Source organism: Amphibiibacter pelophylacis, from assembly GCF_037688875.1.
Taxonomy (GTDB): Bacteria; Pseudomonadota; Gammaproteobacteria; order Burkholderiales; family Burkholderiaceae_C; genus Amphibiibacter; species Amphibiibacter pelophylacis.
The window spans coordinates 15,957-34,780 of sequence record NZ_JAWDIE010000014.1 but is presented as its reverse complement, the minus strand read 5'-3'; the positions used below and the strand labels follow the sequence as shown (position 1 = coordinate 34,780).

At 66.5% G+C, this 18,824-nt stretch carries 16 protein-coding genes and 3 tRNA genes; 6 read left to right on the top strand and 13 right to left on the bottom strand.

Features of this window, described 5'->3' with window-relative positions; genetic code table 11:
- The first annotated feature begins 157 nt into the window (after positions 1-157).
- Together RV045_RS09830 and fliD are read left to right on the top strand one after the other, a co-directional pair.
- The gene (locus RV045_RS09830) at positions 158-805 is read left to right on the top strand and encodes a C40 family peptidase (protein WP_423235606.1); all 648 of its coding nucleotides are present in this window, start codon (positions 158-160) and stop codon (positions 803-805) included.
- A 159-nt stretch (positions 806-964) separates the two neighbouring features.
- Positions 965-2,374, top strand: coding sequence for a flagellar filament capping protein FliD (fliD, locus tag RV045_RS09825; protein ID WP_423235605.1), 1,410 nt, complete (start codon positions 965-967; stop codon positions 2,372-2,374).
- 34 nt (positions 2,375-2,408) lie between these two features.
- Here fliD and aroC read toward each other — a convergent pair whose 3' ends face one another.
- Both aroC and RV045_RS09815 read right to left on the bottom strand, forming a co-directional pair.
- Positions 2,409-3,506 (bottom strand): chorismate synthase, encoded by a 1,098-nt coding sequence (aroC, locus tag RV045_RS09820; protein WP_423235604.1) that lies wholly within the window; start codon positions 3,504-3,506, stop codon positions 2,409-2,411.
- Positions 3,507-3,516: 10 nt separating this feature from the next.
- Positions 3,517-4,344, bottom strand: a complete 828-nt coding sequence (locus tag RV045_RS09815; protein WP_423235603.1) for an outer membrane protein assembly factor BamD — start codon at positions 4,342-4,344, stop codon at positions 3,517-3,519.
- A gap of 113 nt (positions 4,345-4,457) precedes the next feature.
- Between RV045_RS09815 and RV045_RS09810 the strand changes: the two genes are divergently transcribed.
- The 4 genes from RV045_RS09810 to sodC all read left to right on the top strand — a co-directional run bounded on the left by RV045_RS09810 (position 4,458) and on the right by sodC (position 8,452).
- On the top strand, positions 4,458-5,534 hold the full coding sequence (locus tag RV045_RS09810) for an RluA family pseudouridine synthase (protein ID WP_423235602.1): 1,077 nt from the start codon (positions 4,458-4,460) through the stop codon (positions 5,532-5,534).
- A 173-nt stretch (positions 5,535-5,707) separates the two neighbouring features.
- Positions 5,708-5,998 (top strand): co-chaperone GroES, encoded by a 291-nt coding sequence (groES, locus tag RV045_RS09805; RefSeq protein ID WP_423235601.1) that lies wholly within the window; start codon positions 5,708-5,710, stop codon positions 5,996-5,998.
- A 60-nt stretch (positions 5,999-6,058) separates the two neighbouring features.
- Positions 6,059-7,705 (top strand): chaperonin GroEL, encoded by a 1,647-nt coding sequence (gene groL, locus RV045_RS09800; RefSeq protein ID WP_423235600.1) that lies wholly within the window; start codon positions 6,059-6,061, stop codon positions 7,703-7,705.
- 195 nt (positions 7,706-7,900) lie between these two features.
- Positions 7,901-8,452 (top strand): superoxide dismutase [Cu-Zn] SodC, encoded by a 552-nt coding sequence (gene sodC, locus RV045_RS09795; RefSeq protein ID WP_423235599.1) that lies wholly within the window; start codon positions 7,901-7,903, stop codon positions 8,450-8,452.
- A 91-nt stretch (positions 8,453-8,543) separates the two neighbouring features.
- Here sodC and RV045_RS09790 read toward each other — a convergent pair.
- The 11 genes from RV045_RS09790 to trpB form a co-directional block, all read right to left on the bottom strand.
- Positions 8,544-8,620, bottom strand: a tRNA-Asp gene (locus tag RV045_RS09790).
- A 45-nt stretch (positions 8,621-8,665) separates the two neighbouring features.
- Positions 8,666-8,741, bottom strand: a tRNA-Glu gene (locus tag RV045_RS09785).
- Positions 8,742-8,781: 40 nt separating this feature from the next.
- Positions 8,782-8,857, bottom strand: a tRNA-Ala gene (locus RV045_RS09780).
- 123 nt (positions 8,858-8,980) lie between these two features.
- Positions 8,981-10,495: a glutamate--tRNA ligase gene (gene gltX / locus RV045_RS09775; RefSeq protein ID WP_423235598.1), complete on the bottom strand. Its 1,515-nt coding sequence runs from the start codon at positions 10,493-10,495 to the stop codon at positions 8,981-8,983.
- An 11-nt stretch (positions 10,496-10,506) separates the two neighbouring features.
- The gene (locus RV045_RS09770; RefSeq protein WP_423235597.1) at positions 10,507-11,736 is read right to left on the bottom strand and encodes an O-succinylhomoserine sulfhydrylase; all 1,230 of its coding nucleotides are present in this window, start codon (positions 11,734-11,736) and stop codon (positions 10,507-10,509) included.
- 40 nt (positions 11,737-11,776) lie between these two features.
- Positions 11,777-13,351 (bottom strand): amidophosphoribosyltransferase, encoded by a 1,575-nt coding sequence (gene purF, locus RV045_RS09765; protein WP_423235596.1) that lies wholly within the window; start codon positions 13,349-13,351, stop codon positions 11,777-11,779.
- Positions 13,352-13,381: 30 nt separating this feature from the next.
- On the bottom strand, positions 13,382-14,329 hold the full coding sequence (locus RV045_RS09760; protein WP_423235595.1) for an SPOR domain-containing protein: 948 nt from the start codon (positions 14,327-14,329) through the stop codon (positions 13,382-13,384).
- A 9-nt stretch (positions 14,330-14,338) separates the two neighbouring features.
- Complete coding sequence (gene folC, locus RV045_RS09755; RefSeq protein WP_423235594.1) at positions 14,339-15,739, bottom strand: bifunctional tetrahydrofolate synthase/dihydrofolate synthase; 1,401 nt, start codon at positions 15,737-15,739, stop codon at positions 14,339-14,341.
- Positions 15,739-16,656 carry an acetyl-CoA carboxylase, carboxyltransferase subunit beta gene (gene accD / locus RV045_RS09750; protein ID WP_423235593.1) on the bottom strand — a complete coding sequence of 306 codons (918 nt, stop codon included), beginning with the start codon at positions 16,654-16,656 and terminating at the stop codon, positions 15,739-15,741. Before accD ends, folC begins: the two co-directional genes overlap by 1 nt.
- Positions 16,653-17,534, bottom strand: coding sequence for a tryptophan synthase subunit alpha (gene trpA / locus RV045_RS09745; protein ID WP_423235592.1), 882 nt, complete (start codon positions 17,532-17,534; stop codon positions 16,653-16,655). The genes accD and trpA overlap by 4 nt, the downstream gene beginning before the upstream one ends.
- Positions 17,531-18,790 (bottom strand): tryptophan synthase subunit beta, encoded by a 1,260-nt coding sequence (gene trpB / locus RV045_RS09740; RefSeq protein ID WP_423235591.1) that lies wholly within the window; start codon positions 18,788-18,790, stop codon positions 17,531-17,533. Before trpB ends, trpA begins: the two co-directional genes overlap by 4 nt.
- Positions 18,791-18,824: the final 34 nt, after the last annotated feature.

Here is an 18,824-nt window from a genome sequence, read left to right as displayed (position 1 = left end):
TTTAGGTGATTTCCCTGATTTAAGTCCTGAAACATCGCCAAGAGTTTGATTCTTTTGAAAAAACCCTGAAAAAAGCCTTGACGCTCTGCCGGGCCACCGGTATCCTTCGGCCTGTTTTTGCGATCCCGCTTTGTCTCTTTTATACAACGACACGACGATGCCCCCACACGCACGCCGCTTTGCTCCCCAGTTTCTTGTCTGCGCCTGTCTGGCCCTGTCGATCCATGCAGCCCACGCCGCTCCGGCTGACGGCAGCGCAGGTGGCCCGCCCCCCGATCAGGGCGACGCCATGATGCAGATGCTCCGCCAGCACAGCCTGGGCGACATCATCCAGAACATCTCCCCCGCCGAAATCACCAGCAACCTGCGCGACAAGGCCTCGTCCATGATCGACACCGCGCTGGATTACCTGGGCGTTCCCTACCGCTACGGCGGCACCACGGCGCGCGGCTTTGACTGCAGCGGCTTCACCCGCTATGTCTTCGAGAAGACCCTGGGCATCACCATTCCGCGCACAGCCGCCGAGCAGGCCCACTACGCCGGTTTCCTGAAAGTCGACCGCAGCGACCTGCAGCCCGGCGATCTGGTGTTTTTCAACACCATGCGCCGCGATTTCTCGCACGTCGGGATCTATCTGGGTGACGGCAAGTTTGTGCACAGCCCGCGCACGGGTTCGGTGGTTCGCGTGGACCGCATCGCCAACTCTTACTGGAGCGCCCGTTTTGACGGCGCCCGCCGCGCCACGCAGATGCGCACCGCTTCAGCCTCGGCCCCGGACGACATCGCCGCCTTCGCGTCGCGCTGAAGAGCCGGTCTGCTCCCCCGAAACAGCGGCCAGTCGGCCGCTGTTTTTTTTCGATCTACCCCCGGCCCGGGGCCTCAAGTCTGCCGAACGGCCGCCGATAACTGCCCAGGGGCTCCACGTTTGGACGGAGCGCCATCACAGAATCACCTGGAGGGCGACATGGCAACCGGTTCATTTTCATTCGCAGGCATCGGCTCGGGGCTGGACGTCAGCAGCATGATCTCCCAGCTGCGGGCGGTGGATCTGCAGGCGCTCAAGCCGCTGCAGACCACGGCCAGCAAGCTCAATGCCCAGCTGTCCAGCGTCGGGCTGATGAAGAGCTATGTCACCAACATCCGCGACGCCGCGCAGGCGCTGAGCAAGCCCGAGCTGTGGGCCAACACCACATCGACCAGCAGCGATGAGAAAACGCTCAAGGTCACGTCCAGTTCGGGCGCGGTGCCGGGCAATTTCTCGGTCTCGGTCGAGCAGCTGGCCAAACCGCAGACCGCACAGTCGGCCCTGATCGCCAAGGACCAGACCTTCAGCGTGGGCGAAATCACCATCAAGTCGGGCAGCAAGAGTCCGGTGACGCTGAACCTGGGGTCAGACAGCGCCAGCCTGGAATCCGTGGCGCGCAAGATCAACGACGCCAAGGCGGGCGTCACCGCCACCGTGATCAGCGGCGAACAGGGCAAGACCCTGGTCTACCAGTCGGCCGACGGTGGCGCCAGCAACACCTTCTCGGTGGACATCACCGACAACAGCGCCAGCAAGGCGGCGGTGGCGAACATCTCATTCAATATGTCTTTTGGCGCCAGCCAGGCGGCGATGGCTGAAACGGCCAAAGGCCAGGACGCCAAAGCCACCATCAACGGCGTGGCCGTCACCAGCAGCAGCAACACCTTCAAGAGCGTGATGCAGAACGTGGACATCACGGTCAGCGCGCTCACCGAAGCGAACAAACCCGTGCAGGTCAGCGTGGCCAACAGCAGTGACGAGCTGATGAAGGCCATGGACAACTTCGTGAAGGTCTACAACGACTACTCGAAATTTGTAAAAGACCAGACCAAATACGACGCGGCCACCAAAAAAGGCGGTGCCCTGCAGGGCGATTCGGCCACCATTGGCCTGCAGCGCCAGATGCGCCAGGCGCTGACAGGCGGCACCACCATCGACGGCAGCCTGCAGCTGGCCAGCAGCTTTGGCCTGTCGGTCGGCAGCGACGGCGTGCTCAGCCTGGACAAAAGCAAATTCACCAAGGCGCTCCAGGACAACCCGGCCGCACTGCAGAAGGCCTTCTCGACGGCCGGTGATGCCAACGGCAATGGCATCGGCATCATGGCGCGCATGGCCCAGACCACCAAAGCCGTTCTGGACACCGGCGGGCTGCTGGACAACCGCACCGAAGGGCTGAACAAGCTGATCAAAAGCAACCAGGCCAATCAGGACAAAGTCACCGAGCGGGCTGACAGCAATGCCGCCCGTCTGCAGACCCAGTTCCAGCGTCTGGACACGATTGCGTCCAAGAACAATGCGCTGCAAAGCTATGTCACGACGCAGCTGGCCGCACTGAACCGCTACGCCTGACCAGCCAGACGCGGCTGGCGCGCCGCTTGCCGGTTCAGCCCGGGCGGCGTGCCGGAACCGGCATCACGGTGTGGCGTACGTCGCCGCACTGGGCGCGGTGGCGCAGGGCGTGATCCATCAGGACAATGGCCAGCAGCGCCTCGGCGATGGGCGTGGCGCGGATGCCCACGCAGGGGTCGTGGCGGCCCTTGGTCACGACGGTGGTCGGTTCGCCGTCGCGGGTGACCGAGCGGCGCTCGAGGCTGATCGAGCTGGTCGGCTTGATGGCCAGGGACACGCGGATGTCCTGCCCCGATGACACGCCACCCAGCACCCCGCCCGCGTGGTTGCTGACAAAGCCCTCGGGCGTCATTTCGTCGCCGTGCTCGCTGCCTTTTTGTGCGACGCTGGCGAAGCCGTCACCGATCTCCACGCCTTTGACGGCGTTCAGGCCCATCATGGCGTGCGCGATGTCGGCATCCAGGCGGTCGTAAATCGGCTCGCCCCAGCCGGGCGGCACGCCGGTGGCCAGCACCTCGATGCGCGCGCCCACCGAATCGCCCTTGAGCGCCCGGATGTCTTCCTCCAGCTGCGCGATCAGGCTGGCGTTGGCCGCGAAGAAGGGGTTGTTGGCGATGTGTTCAAAGCCCTCGAAAGGGATGACGCGCGCGCCCATCTGCGACATCCAGCCCGTGATGCGCACGCCCGCGTGCTCCAGCAGCCATTTGCGCGCCACAGCGCCAGCGGCCACCGTGGGCGCGGTCAGCCGCGCCGACGAGCGCCCGCCACCGCGCGGATCGCGCACGCCGTATTTGCGGAAGTAGCTGTAATCGGCGTGACCGGGGCGGAAGGTGTCCAGCAGGTTGCCGTAATCCTTGCTGCGCTGGTCGGTGTTGCGGATCAGCAGCGCGATGGGCGCGCCGGTGGTCAGGCCCTCGTACAGGCCGGAGAGGATTTCTACCCGGTCCGCCTCGCTGCGCTGCGTGACCACGCTGCTGGTGCCGGGGCGGCGGCGGTCCAGGTCGTGCTGGATGTCGTCCGCCGACAGCATCAGCCCGGGCGGGCAGCCGTCGATGACGCAGCCGATGGCCGGGCCGTGGCTTTCGCCGAAGTTGGTGACGCGAAACAGTTCGCCCAGGGTGTTGGCCGACATACCGCGCCCCTTACCAGAAACGCCACCAGGGGCGGCTGTTTTCGATCAGGCCGGCCGGCTGGCGGCTCAGGTACTCGCTGTTCGGGAAGCTGGCCTTGAGCACGCGCAGCGTGTCCGACTGCAGATCGTTCAGGCCCATGTGGCCGTAGGCCTGCGCCAGCACCCACAGCGCCGCCTCGTTGGCGGGCGTGTTGGGGAACTCGCGGATGACCTCCTGCGAGCGGTTGACCGCCGCCTGGTAGGCACCGCGCTGGAAGTAGAAATCGGCCACGTCCAGCTCATTGCGCGCCAGCGCGTTGACGATGTAGGCCATGCGCTGCCGCGAATCGGGCGCGTACTTCGAATTGGGAAAGGCGCTGACCAGCTGCGCGAAAGCCTTGTAGGAATCGCGCGCCGACTGCTGGTCGCGCTCGGCCAGATCCTGGCCCGTCAGGCGGCCAAAAAAGCCCTGGTTGCCGATGAAGCTGATCACGCCCTTCAGATAAAAGGCGTAATCCAGCGCCGGGCTGGACGGGTTGTAGCGGATGAAACGGTCCAGCGTGGTCAGGGCCAGCACCTTATCGCCATTTTTGTAATAGGCGTAAGCCAGATCCAGCTGCACCTGCTGGCCCAGGGCTGATCCGGCCGTGCGGCCTTCCAGCGCTTCCAGCGCCTTGACGGCCTGGGTGTAATTGCCGTCAGACAGCGACGACTGGCCTTCGCTCAGGACCTGGCCATTGCTTTTGCCCGCGAATTCGTCGGTGCTGGCGCAGGCCGACAGCAGCAGGGCCGCCGACAGCGCCAGGGCAGCGGCAGACCGGTGGCGGGCCGGGACAACGGGAGTGTTCAGTTGGGTCATGGTGGGCAATATCTGGGAGAATCGGCGGTTTTGGAAGGCCGGATGGCGCATTATAGGGAAGCCCCTGGTCCGCGCCGCTCCCCCTTTGAGACAGGCATAGCGCCAGGGTTCACATGACAGCCGGGAATGACACGACAGCCGCCACCACGCTGGCCACAGAAATCGGCATGGACGCCCACAACCAGCGCCTGGACCGCGTGCTGGTGCAGCTGGCGCCGGAGTTCTCGCGCAACCACCTGCAAAGCCTGATCGAGCGCGGCTGCGTGCTGCTGGATGGTGTGGCGCAGGGCTCGGCCTCGAAGCGCGTGCGCATGGGTCAGCAGCTGCAGGTGACGCTGCTGCCCACCGCGCAGAGCCTGTCCTTCACGCCCGAAGCCATGGCGCTGCCGATTGTTTTCGAGGACGATCACCTGATGGTCGTCAACAAGCCGGTGGGCCTGGTCGTCCACCCGGCGGCGGGCAACTGGTCGGGCACGCTGCTTAACGGCCTGCTGGCCCACCACGCGGTCGCGCAGCACCTGCCGCGCGCCGGGCTGGTCCACCGCCTGGACAAAGACACCTCCGGACTGATGGTCGTGGCCAAGACGCTGGAAACGCACACCGCGCTGGCGCGCCAAATCGCCGCCCGCGAGGTCCACCGCCAGTATCTGGCCCTGATTCTGGGCTGGCTGCCGCCTGCGCCTTTGAGCATTTCCGCGCCCATTGGGCGCGATCCGCGCGCGCGCATCCGCATGGCGGTGACCACGCGCGGCGGCAAACCCGCCCGCACCCACGTGCAGGTGCTGCAGCAGGCGCTGCTGCCCATCGCGGGGAGCAAAATCCCGCAGCGCGTCAGCCGCGTGCGCTGTGTGCTCGACACCGGGCGCACGCACCAGATCCGCGTCCACCTGAGCCACAAGGGCTGGCCGCTGGTCGGCGACGCGCTCTATGGCGGCAAGGCCCTGCCCGGGCTGGAACGCCAGGGCCTGCACGCCCACCGCCTGGAGTTCACCCACCCCGCCACCGGAGCGCCGCTGGCCTTCGAAGCCGACTGGCCGCAGGACCTGTCGGATTTCTGGGCGCAGTGCGAAATCACCCTGGACGCCACCGAAGACGCCCTGACCCGCCTTGATCTGGCCGACGACGACGAAATCGACGACGACTGGGACGACGACCTGGACGGCGCCGAAAGCGTCTGGGTGCGCGGCTGAAATCCACTTCGGATTGAAATGGACACTTGAAAAGGTCCGCCGTGCCCCTATAATCCATTTCCGTTAGCACTCGCATTCAGTGAGTGCTAACAGCGAACTACCCGGCCGGGCCTCTGGCCTGGTCTCCCTCTCCGGCCTCTGCGCCGGCCTGCAACGCACTTAGGAGCACCCCCATGAAACTGCGTCCCCTGCACGACCGCGTGATCGTCAAACGCCTGGAACAGGAAACCAAAACCAACTCCGGCATCATCATCCCCGACAACGCCGCCGAGAAGCCTGACCAGGGCGAAGTCCTGGCGGTGGGCCCGGGCAAGCGCAACGACAAGGGCGAGCAGGTCGCCCTGAACGTCCAGGTCGGCGACCGCGTGCTGTTTGGCAAGTACAGCGGCCAGACCGTCAAGGTCGATGGCGACGAACTGCTGGTGATGCGCGAAGAAGACCTCTTCGCCGTGGTCGAGAAGTAATTCCCGCCTCCACCCGCTTATCAAAGAATCCAGACTGAATCTGAATCAGGAGAAACAAAAATGGCAGCAAAAGACGTCGTGTTCGGTGGCGAAGCCCGTGCCCGCATGGTCGAGGGTGTGAACATCCTGGCCAACGCCGTGAAAACCACCCTGGGCCCCAAGGGCCGCAACGTGGTGCTGGAGCGCTCTTTCGGCGCCCCCACCGTGACCAAGGACGGTGTGTCCGTCGCCAAGGAAATCGAGCTCAAAGACAAGCTGATGAACATGGGCGCGCAGATGGTCAAGGAAGTCGCTTCCAAGACCAGCGACAACGCCGGTGACGGCACCACCACCGCCACCGTGCTGGCCCAGGCCATCGTGCGCGAAGGCATGAAGTACGTGGCCGCCGGCATGAACCCCATGGATCTGAAGCGCGGCATCGACAAGGCCGTGACGGCCCTGGTCGCCGAGCTGAAGAAGGCCTCCAAGGCCACCACCACCTCCAAGGAAATCGCCCAGGTCGGCGCCATTTCCGCCAACAGCGACCACAGCATCGGCGAAATCATTGCCAACGCCATGGACAAAGTCGGCAAGGAAGGCGTGATCACCGTGGAAGACGGCAAATCGCTGGACAACGAGCTGGATGTCGTCGAAGGCATGCAGTTCGACCGTGGCTACCTGTCGCCCTACTTCATCAACAACCCCGAGAAGCAGGCCGCCCTGCTGGACAACCCGTTTGTCCTGCTGTTCGACAAGAAAATCAGCAACATCCGTGACCTGCTGCCCACGCTGGAGCAGGTGGCCAAGAGCGGCCGTCCGCTGCTGATCATCGCTGAAGACGTCGATGGCGAAGCGCTGGCCACCCTGGTGGTCAACACCATCCGTGGCATCCTGAAGGTCGTGGCTGTCAAGGCCCCGGGCTTTGGCGACCGCCGCAAGGCCATGCTGGAAGACATCGCCATCCTGACGGGCGGCAAGGTCATCGCTGAAGAAGTCGGCCTGACGCTCGAGAAAGTCACGCTGGCCGATCTGGGCCAGGCCAAGAGCATCGAAGTCGGCAAGGAAAACACCACCATCATCGACGGTGCTGGCGAAACCGGCGACATCGAGGCCCGCGTCAAGCAGATCCGCATCCAGATCGAGGAAGCCACCTCCGATTACGACCGCGAGAAGCTGCAGGAGCGCGTCGCCAAGCTGGCTGGCGGCGTGGCCGTGATCAAGGTCGGCGCTGCCACCGAAGTCGAAATGAAGGAAAAGAAAGCCCGTGTCGAAGACGCCCTGCACGCCACGCGTGCTGCGGTGGAAGAAGGCATTGTGGCCGGCGGTGGCGTGGCTCTGCTGCGCGCCAAGCAGGCTGCGGGCGAGATCAAGGGTGACAACGCCGACCAGGACGCGGGTGTCAAGCTGGTGCTGAAGGCCATCGAATCGCCCCTGCGCGAAATCGTGGCCAACGCCGGTGGCGAGCCCAGCGTAGTCGTCAACGCCGTTCTGGCGGGCAAGGGCAACTACGGCTTCAACGCCGCCAACGACACCTATGGCGACATGATCGACATGGGCATCCTGGACCCCACCAAAGTGACCCGCACCGCGCTGCAGAACGCCGCCAGTGTGGCCAGCCTGATGCTGACCACCGAGTGCATGGTCGCCGAAGCGCCCAAGGAAGAATCCAGCGCCGGTGGCATGCCCGACATGGGTGGCATGGGCGGCATGGGTGGCATGGGCATGTAATTGCCCCGCTGTCCGGTCTGAGGGCTCCGGCCCTCACCCCAGCAAAAACCCCCGGCCGGGAAACTGGCTGGGGGTTTTTTTGTGGGAACCCGAAGTCAGGAAGCGTATTTTTTTGATTTCCAAATTTGATCAAAAATAGATATCAATAGATCAATACAATGAGAACCCCCTACTTTGAAATCACAAGGAGCTTTCATGACCCGAACCTTGACCGCACTCAGCATCGCCGCTGCCTGCATTGCCAGCGCGGCCTGTACCGCCTTGCCCCAGTCATCCACAGCGCAGAGCATCACCGTGCCCGTCAGCCTGCTGGACGCGCAGGGGCAGGTCACGCCAGCGGGCAGCATCACCATCAGCCCGAGCCGCTACGGCCTGATTTTCACCCCGGCGCTATCGGGCCTGACCCCTGGCGTGCACGGGTTTCACCTGCACGAGAAGAATTCCTGCGACGCAGGCGTCAAAGACGGCCAACCTGTGCCCGGTCTGGCCGCAGGCGGGCACTGGGACCCGCAGGGCACCGGCAAGCATCTGGGCCCCTGGGGTGAAGGCCACCTGGGCGATCTGCCCGCGCTGCAGGCCGACGCCCAAGGCAAGGTGAGCACAGCCGTTCTGGCACCGCGCCTGACCGATCTGCAGGCGGTGCGCCAGCACGCGCTGATCATTCATGCGGGAGGCGACAACCACAGCGATCACCCCGCCCCGCTGGGCGGTGGGGGCGCACGCATGGCTTGCGGCCTGATCCCGTAATAGGGCGTACAAGCGCAACAAGCGATAGCAACAAGCACCAGCAACGCGCAATAAAAAACCCTGCAGACCGAAATCTGCAGGGTTTTAATGTTGGCGGAGTGGACGGGACTCGAACCCGCGACCCCCGGCGTGACAGGCCGGTATTCTAACCAACTGAACTACCACTCCTCAATCAGGTTACGATTATAGCAAGCTACAAACGGTACCGTCATCTGGCGTCCCCTAGGGGATTCGAACCCCTGTTACAACCGTGAAAGGGTCGTGTCCTAGGCCTCTAGACGAAGGGGACTTCGTCGATACAAACCGGGTTGCCCCAATCTGCCCTATCTTGGTGGAGGTAAGCGGGATCGAACCGCTGACCTCTTGCATGCCATGCAAGCGCTCTCCCAGCTGAGCTATACCCCCAAGAATTCACATTTGCGCCGGTAAGCACAAACCAGAATTATAACGCTTTTCAGGGCTGTTTTTCATTCTGGGGGATGGCGCTGAACGAGTCTGTTTTTGCGTCATCTGCGAAAGATCAAAATTCTACACCAGATTTTTGACAGTGCGCAAGCGGTCCAGCGCAATTTTTTGATCGAGCAGCGACAGCATCTGATCGACCGACGGCGTCTGCGGGCGGCCAAAGGCCAGCAGGCGCAGGGGAATAGCAAGCTGCGGCATTTTCAGGCTGTGCGCCTGCAGCGTGGCCTTGAGCGCCTGCTGGATGGCTTCGGGCTGCCACTGCGGCAGAGCCTGCAGCGCGTCGGCCAGCGCCAGCAGCGCGGGCGCCGCATCGGCCCCCTTGTGCTGGGCCCAGGCGGCCTGCCAGGTGGCGTCGGCGGTATCGACTTCGCCCAGCACCTGGCGCAGGGTGAGCGCCAGCTCCTGTGTGGTGCTGCTGCGGTCTTTGAAGAGCGCGCAGGCGCGCTGCAGGGTGGCGTCGTCGAGCACCGGGGCGCCCTGCCTGGCCTCCAGCGGCCAGTGTGCGCGAACCAGCTGCGCCAGACGCGCATCCGATGCCTGCTTGATCCAGTGGGCGTTGACCCAGGCCAGCTTGGCCGGATCCCACTGCGCGGCGCTGCTGGACAGGTGGCTGCCGTCGAACCACTGCACCAGCTGCTCGCGGCTGAAAAGCTCTTCGTCGCCATGGCTCCAGCCCAGGCGCGCCAGGTAGTTCAGCATGGCCTCGGGCAGGTAGCCCAGCGCTTCGTACTGGTTGACGCCGACCGCGCCGTGGCGCTTGGACAGCTTGCTGCCGTCCTGGCCCAGGATCATGGGCAGGTGGCCGAACTGCGGCAGCGGTGCGCCCAGGGCGTTGAAAATGTGAATCTGGCGCGGCGTGTTATTGACGTGGTCGTCACCCCGGATGACGTGGGTGATGCCCATGTCCCAGTCGTCGACCACCACGCAGAAGTTGTAGGTGGGCGTGCCGATGAGCGCCGCCACATCGGGCTGGGCGCCAGCGTCAGCCAAGGCCTGCGCGCTGACCGGACGGGCGATGATGAGATCGTCCAGCGTCTCGCTGGCGAAGCGGATCTCGCCCTTGACCAGATCGGTCCAGGCCACGCTGCCCTCGGTGGGCGTGCGAAAGCGCACCACGGGCGCCACGCCCGCAGGCACGGGCGGCAGGGTTTTGCACGGCTCGGGGCGCCAGGTGCCGTCGTAGCGCGGGTTTTCGCCGCGCGCGCGCTGGGCCTCGCGCATCGCGTCCAGCTCGGCGGGGCTGCTGTAGCAGAAGTAGGCATGGCCGCTGGACAGCAGCTGCGCGATCACCTCGCGGTAGCGCGCCATGCGCTGCATCTGGAAGAAGGGGCCTTCGTCGTAATCGAGTTCCAGCCAGCGCATGGCCTCGATGATCTGGTCGACCGCCGCCTGGGTGGAGCGCGCTTCGTCGGTGTCCTCGATGCGCAGGATGAAATCGCCGCCGAAGTGGCGGGCGTAAGCCCAGCAGTACAGCGCCGTGCGCGCCGTGCCCAGGTGCAGCAGGCCGGTCGGCGATGGCGCCACGCGGGTGCGCACGCGGCGGGCGGTGCTGGCGGTGGAGGAAGAAATGTCGCTCATGTCAGGATGCCTCAGCGGCCCAGGCCGCGCTGCAGGTCGTCGGTGATGTCGTCCACGTGCTCCAGGCCCACGGCCAGGCGCACCAGCCCCTGGGTGATGCCTGCGGCCTGGCGCTGCTCTTCGCTCAGGCGCCCGTGCGAGGTCGTGGCCGGGTGGGTGATGATGGATTTGGTGTCGCCCAGGTTGGTGGCGATGCTCAGCACCCGCGTGCTGTCGATGACGCGGAAAGCCGCCTCGCGCGCGGCCTGCGGCGAATCGGCGCGCACGTCAAACGACAGCACCGCGCCGCCCAAGCCGGACTGCTGCGCCATCGCCAGCGCGTGCTGCGGGTGCGAGGCCAGGCCCGGGTAGTAAACGCGAGACACGGCGGGATGCGCCTCCAGCCACTGCGCCACGGCCAGCGTGGCGGCACTTTGCGCCTTCATGCGCAGGTGCAGCGTTTCCATGCCCTTGAGCAGCACCCAGGCGTTGAAGGGCGACAGCGTCATCCCGGCCGTGCGCACCACGGGCGCGAAGGCGTCGCGCACCAGGCGCTCGCTGGCGCACAGCGCGCCGCCCATGACGCGGCCCTGCCCGTCCAGGTATTTGGTCGCGGCGTGCATGACCACGTCGGCGCCCAGCGCCAGCGGCTTTTGCAGCGCGGGCGAGCAGAAGGTGTTGTCCACCACCAGCAGCGCCCCGGCGTTGTGCGCCAGATCGGCCAGCGCACGGATGTCGCAGACCTCGGTCAGCGGGTTGGTCGGTGTTTCGGCAAAGAGCAGCTTCGTGCTGGGGCGGATGGCGGCGTGCCACTCGGACAGGTCGGTCTGCGAGACAAACGTCGTCTCGACCCCGAACTTGGCGAATTCCTTGCCAAACAGGCCGATGGTCGAGCCAAACACCGAGCGCGAACAGATCACGTGGTCGCCCGCCTTCAGCGTCGCCATGATGAGCAGCAGGATGGCGCTCATGCCGGTCGCGCTGGCCACGGCGGCTTCGGCGCCTTCCATGGCCGCCAGGCGCATCTCGAAGCTGCGCACCGTGGGATTGCTGGTGCGGCTGTAGGTGAAATCTTCCATCTGCGCGAAGCGCTGCGCCGACGTGGCCGCGTCGGGCTGCACGTAGGTGCTGGTCAGGAAGAGGCCTTCGGAGTTCTCGCCATGCTGGCTGGGCGCCAGGGCCAGGCGCACCGCCAGGGTTTCTGGGCGCACGCCTTCGGGCAGCTGCGCCCGCGCCAGGCGCCGGGATTCGTTGTCGTTCATCGCTGGATCTCGGTTGAAACGGGTTCGGGCCGCCCCGCCTTCACAGGGTCAGGCGCTGGCGGCCGTGGGGGGCGCTGTCACGCTCGCTGTCGCCGTCGGCCTCGTCGACCGCCACGCTGCTGGCGGCGGTGCTGGGGCGTGCGGCGCCCTGAAAAAGTTCGCCCTGCAGGTCATCGCGCGCACCCTCGACCCACTGGCCGTTGACGATTTCGCCGTGGACGTATTCGCCGCTGAAGCACGAGGCCTCGAAGCGCTGCATGGCCGGGTTCAGGCTGGCCACGCAGGATTTCAGCGCGTCCAGATCCTGATAGATCAGGGCGTCGCAGCCGATGTAGGTGCGGATCTCTTCCAGGCTGCGGTCGTGGGCGACCAGCTCGGACTGGGTGGGCATGTCGATGCCATAAATGTTGCTGAAGCGCACCGGCGGTGCGGCCGAGGCCAGATAAACCTTGTTCGCCCCGGCGTCGCGTGCCATCTGGACGATTTCCTTGCTGGTCGTGCCGCGCACGATGGAATCGTCCACCAGCAGCACATTGCGCCCGCTGAACTCCTGGGCGATGGCATTGAGCTTCTGGCGCACCGATTTACGCCGCACCGCCTGCCCCGGCATGATGAAGGTGCGCCCGACGTAGCGGTTCTTGACGAAGCCCTCGCGGTAGGGCTTGCCCAGGCGGTGGGCCAGCTGCATGGCCGACGGCCGACTGGATTCCGGAATCGGAATGACGACGTCGATGTCCGCCGGTTTGACGAAGTTGATGACGCGCTGGGCCAGCGTTTCGCCCATGTTCAGGCGGGCGCGGTAGACCGAGACGCCGTCCAGCACCGAATCGGGACGCGCCAGATAGACGAATTCGAACAGGCAGGGCAGCAGCTCGGGCTGGTCGGCGCACTGGCGCGAATGCATCTGCCCCTTCTGGTCAATGAAAATCGCTTCGCCGGGAGCCACGTCGCGCTGCTGCTGCAGGCCCACGCCCTCGATGGCGACGCTCTCGCTGGCGACCATCCAGGTGGTTTCGTCGCCCGCCCCGCCCCGCCCCAGAGACAGCGGGCGTATGCCTTTGGGGTCGCGGAAAGCCACCAGGCCCTGACCGGCGATCAGCGCCACCACGGCGTAAGAGCCACGCACGCGGCGGTGCACAGCGGACACGGCGCGGAAAATGGCGTCGGGCGTCAGCGGGACGCCGCTGAAACGGCCCAGCTCGTGCGCGAAGACGTTGAGCAGCACCTCGCTGTCGCTGTCGGTGTTGATGTGGCGGCGATCCACCTCGAACAGTGCGCGCTTGAGCGCCACCGCATTGGTCAGATTGCCGTTGTGCACCAGTGCCAGGCCAAAAGGCGCGTTGACGTAGAAGGGCTGGGCCTCTTCCTCGCTTTCGGCGTTGCCGGCCGTGGGGTAGCGCACCTGGCCCAGGCCCGTATTGCCCGGCAGCGCACGCATGTTGCGGGTGCGGAACACGTCGCGCACCATGCCGCGCGCCTTGTGCAGGTGGCAGCGCTGTCCCTGCAGGGTGACCATGCCTGCGGCATCCTGGCCGCGGTGCTGCAGCAGCAGCAGGGCATCGTAGAGCAGCTGGTTGACTGGCCCGCTGGACACGGCCCCCACGATTCCGCACATGTGATATTCCTTGTCAGAGCGCGGTGGCGCTCATCGCGCCACCATCACTGTTCCGCCCAGACCCAGCGCCTGGGCTTTGGCCGCCGCAGAGGCGGCCTGGGACTGCGTGGCAAACGGACCCATACGCACGCGGGTGCGGGTGCCGCCATCGATCTTGACCACCTGGGTGTGCGAGGACAGGCCCTGCTGGCCCAGCCGCGCCCGGGCGCGCTCGACCGAGGCCTTGTCGGCATAGGAACCCACCTGGACCACGTAGCCATTGGCGGCCGGAGCCGGTTTGGTTTCAGCCGCTTTGGGTTCAGCCGGTTTTGCCGGAGCGGGTTTTGCAGCCACTTTGGGCGCAGGCGCCGGTTTGTCTTCCAGGGCGCGGCGGGCGCGTTCGGCTTCCGCCTGACGCTCGCGGGCGGCCGCTTCCTGCTTCGCCTTGCGCGCTTCGCGCAGCTGGCGGGCTTTTTCGTCGCGCTGCTTCTGCTCGCGGGCTTTCTGTTCGCGCAGCTTCTGCTGACGCAGGGCCTTCTGGCGCTCGGCGTCCGTGGCGGCACTGGCAGCGGGCTGGGGCGGGGTCACAGCCGGTACAGGCTCGGGGGCGGGCACAGCCGGTTCTGGCGCTGGAGCGGGTTCGGGCGCGACAGGCTGCGGCACGGGCTTGCCATCGGCGGGCAGCACCGGGGCCACCGGCATCGTGCCGCTGTCCACCGGCGCAGGACCGCCAACCCCGCCGCCCGATGCGGCCGGTGGCGTGGCCTGATCCACCGTCAGGGTCTGGCCCGTGGTGTCTTCGACCTTGACCGGTGCGGGCGGCGGCGTGCCGCCCCGGCTGAACAGCCAGGTCAGTACGGCCAGGCCCAGAACGACCAGGATCAGCACCCCGATCAGGCGCTGGCGCGAGCGGCGGCGCACATCGGCCACCACCGAGGATTCAGCGGCGGGGGTATCGGGAGTCAGGGGGGTTTCGGAGGAAGGGTCGAAAGATGACATGCGTGTCCGTCAGGCTGAACCGGGTGTGGCCAGCCCGGAAGCCGCTGGCGCATGAGCCGCCGCCAGTCGGGGCAGCCCGGCGGCCAGAACGCCACCCACGGTGTAGAAAGAACCAAAGACCACGATTCTATCAGCAGCGTCTGCACGCTCCAGCGCCAGCGCCAGCGCGGCGGCCGGGTCAGCCGCCTGCAGCACCAGCGGTTCGGGGCGCTGCGCGTCCACGCGGCCCGCAGCGCGCTGCACGTCCTGGTCCTGCTGCCAGGCCCGGGCGACCCGCCCGGCCAGATCACTGCTGCGCGCCGCGCGCGGCGTGGGCAGATCGCAGACCACCCAGGCATCGACCACCGGCAGCATGGCGCGCAGGCAGCCGGAAATGTCCTTGTCGGCCATCATGCCCAGCACCGCCCAGGTGCGCGGGAAAAATCCCATCTGGTCCAGATTGCGCGCCAGCACCGACACCGCCTGCACGTTGTGGCCCACATCGAGCACCAGTGCGGGCTGGCCGGGAAGCTGCTGGAAACGGCCCGGCAGGCTGACCCGCGCCAGCCCCAGGCGCACCGCCTGCGCAGTCAGCGGCAGACGGCTGGCCAGGGCCTGCAGCGCAGCCAGCGCGCCGCTGGCGTTGAGCAGCTGGTTGGCACCCCGCAGCGCCGGGTAGGCCAGCGCGTGCCAGCGCCGCCCGGGCCCGGACCACGACCACTGCTGGCGATCGCCGCTGTGGTGGAAATCGCGCCCGGCCAGCCAGACCGGGGCGCCCACCGCGTCGGCGTGGCGCATCAGGCTGTCGGGCGGCTCGGGTTCGGCGACGACCAGCACACGGCCTGCGCGGGCAATCCCGGCCTTCTCGAAACCAATCGATTCGCGGTCCGGACCGAGGTAATCGGTGTGGTCCAGCGCCACGTTGGTGACGATGGACACATCGGCATCGAACACGTTGACCGCGTCCAGGCGCCCGCCCAGGCCGACTTCCAGGATGACCACGTCCAGCGGCGCCAGCGCCAGCGTGCGGGCGATGGCCAGGGTGGTGAATTCGAAATAAGTCAGCGACACGCCACAGGCGGCGCGTGCGGCCTCGACGGCCTCGAAGTGCGGCACCAGCACCGCCTCGTTCACCGATTCACCGCCGATGCGGCAGCGCTCGGTGAAGTGCACCAGGTGCGGCTTGGCATAAAGCCCGACGCGGTAGCCCGCCGCCAGCAGGATGGATTCCAGCAGCGCGCAGGTCGAGCCCTTGCCATTGGTGCCCGCCACGACGATCAGTGGCACCTCGAAGTGCAGCCCCAGGCGCGCACGCACGGCCTGGGTGCGCGCCAGGCCCATGTCGATTTCGCTGGGATGCGCCGCTTCCAGGTGGGTCAGCCAGCCCGCCAGCGTGTCTGGCAGACCGTGGGGCAGCGGGTCAGCCGCCATCAGCTCACGCGATCCACGGCGGGCGGGACCACTGGTTCGGGCCCGGCGGCGTCAGCCGTGTTTTCCTGCTGCTGCGACAGCAGGCCGATCAGGCCCGCGATGCGGCCGCGCAGCTCGCGGCGGTCGCAGATCATGTCGATGGCGCCTTTTTCGAGCAGGAACTCGGCGCGCTGGAAACCTTCGGGCAGCACCTCGCGCACCGTGTTTTCGATGACGCGTGGCCCCGCAAAGCCGATCAGCGCCTTGGGCTCGGCGATCACCACGTCGCCCACAAAAGCGAAGCTGGCCGAGACGCCGCCCATGGTCGGGTTGAGCAGCACGCTGATATAAGGCAGCCCGGCCTGCGCCAGACGCGTCAGCGCGCTGTTGACCTTGGCCATCTGCATCAGGCTGAGCAGGCCTTCCTGCATGCGCGCGCCCCCCGAGGCCGAGAAGCACACAAACGCCGCCTTGTCCGCAATGGCGCGCTCGATGCCGCGCACCAGGCGCTCGCCGACCACCGAGCCCATCGAGCCGCCCATGAAGCCGTACTCGAAACAGGCCGCGACCACCGGCAGGCCGCGCACGGTGCCGCGTGTGACGCGCATGGCGTCGGTCTCGCCCGTGGCCTTGGCCGCCGCTTTCAGGCGGTCGCTGTAGCGCTTGCTGTCCTTGAACTTGAGTGTATCGACGGGCTGCACGTCCTGGCCGATCTCCTGGCGGCCATCCGGATCCAGGAAGAGATCCAGGCGCTGACGCGCCGTCAGCTCGTTGTGGTGACCGCACTGCGGGCAGACGCTGGCGTTGTGCTCCAGATCGGTCTTGTACAGCACGGTCTCGCACGACGGGCACTTCAGCCACAGCCCTTCGGGCATGTTCTGGCGCGATTCGCCGATGCGGCGGATGCGCGAAGGCAGCAGTTTTCCAAGCCAGCTCATGAGGGGTTCTCCAGGGGAGCGCGGTCCATGGCGGATCGCACCGGGGTGAGGAAATCGCGCACCGCCTGCGCCACGGCCTGCGACTGCGCGTCGCTGCCTTCGGGGTGGTTTTCGGCGGCGGCGTGCATCAGCTGCACCAGGCGGCTGCCGATGACGACCGCGTCAGCCACAGCGCCCACGGCGCGGGCGCTTTCGGCGTCGCGGATGCCAAAGCCCACGCCCACGGGCAGCGAAACCTGCTGGCGGATCAGCGGCACCACGCGGGCGACCTCCGCCGTATCCAGGCTGGCCGCGCCCGTCACGCCCTTGAGCGACACATAGTACACATAGCCCTGCCCCAGCTCGCCCGCCGCGCGCATCCGCGCTTCGCCCGACGTCGGCGCCAGCAGGAAGATCGGGTCCAGCCCAGCCTCTTTGAGCTGGGCTGAGAAGGCATGGCACGATTCGGGCGGGTAATCGACCACCAGCACGCCGTCCACACCCGCTGCAGCGGCATCGCGGACAAAGGCGCCGTTGCCCCGGCGCTGGTCGTAACGCTCGACGGGGTTGGCGTAGCCCATGAGAACCACGGGCGTGGTGGTGTTGCTGGCGCGGAACTGGGCGACAACCTCGATCACCTGCGCCAGGTTGACCTTGCGCGCCAGCGCCCGCTCGCCCGCCAGCTGGATCACCGGGCCATCGGCCATGGGGTCTGAAAACGGCACGCCCAGCTCGATCACGTCGGAGCCCGATTCGACCAGCGCGTGCATGGCCGCCAGCGTGGCGGGCAAGCTGGGGTCGCCCGTCATGATGAAGGAGATCAGGGCGCTGCGGCCCTCTTCTTTCAGGGCGGCAAACACCGCAGCAATGCGGCTGGACCCCTGGCGGGATGCACTCATGCGAAACCTCCCAGCACCTGGCGGCGCAAATCTTCGGGCATGTCGTAACGGCCAGCGCTGGCGCGGGCCACCGAGCCGATGTCTTTGTCGCCCCGGCCGGACAGGTTGATCAGGATGTGCTGGTCGGGCCGCATGGTGGGCGCCAGCTTCATGGCGTAAGCCACCGCGTGGCTGGATTCCAGCGCCGGGATGATGCCTTCGGTGCGGCACAGGTGGTGGAATGCTGCCAGCGCCTCTTCGTCGGTGATGCCCACGTACTGGGCGCGGCCGATGTCCTTCAGGTAGGCGTGTTCGGGGCCGACGCCGGGGTAATCCAGGCCAGCCGAAACCGAATGCGTCTCGATCACCTGGCCGTCATCGTCCTGCAGCAGATAGGTGCGGTTGCCGTGCAGCACGCCGGGCGAGCCCATGGACAGGCTGGCCGCGTGACGGCCGGTCAGCAGGCCGTCGCCGGCCGCTTCCACGCCGATCAGGCGCACGCTGTCGTGGGTGATGTAAGGGTAGAAAATGCCCATGGCGTTGCTGCCGCCACCCACGCAGGCGATGACCGCATCGGGCTGGGTGGCGGTGCCAAAGAGGCGCTGCGTGGTTTCGGGCATCTGCTCCAGGCACTCGTTGCCGATGACGCTCTGGAAATCGCGCACCATGGCCGGATACGGGTGCGGCCCGGCCACCGTGCCGATGATGTAGAAGGTGTTTTCGACGTTGGTCACCCAGTCGCGCAGGGCCTCGTTCAGGGCGTCCTTCAGGGTGCGGCTGCCCATGGTCACAGGCACCACCTTGGCGCCCAGCAGGTGCATGCGATACACATTGGGCGCCTGGCGCTGCACGTCGTCGGCGCCCATGTAGACCACGCACTCCAGCCCGTAGCGGGCGCAGATGGTGGCGGTGGCGACGCCGTGCTGGCCCGCGCCAGTCTCGGCGATGATGCGCGGCTTGCCCATGCGTTTCGCCAGCAGCGCCTGGCCGATGGTGTTGTTGACCTTGTGCGCGCCGGTGTGGTTGAGGTCTTCGCGCTTGAGGTAAATCTGCGCCCCGCCCAGTTCGCGGCTCATGCGTGCGGCGTGGTAAATGGGGCTGGGACGGCCCACGAAGTAGGCGAGTTCATCCGCGAATTCGCGCAGGAACTCCGGGTCTTCGCGGTATTGCGCGTAGGCGGCTTTGAGCTCGTCCAGCGCAGCGATCAGGGTTTCCGACACGAAAGTGCCGCCGTAGGGGCCAAAGTGGCCCTGTTCATCAGGTTGGTGGTAATGCATGGTGTTTTCCAGACGGGATCTTCGTCCCGGGCCA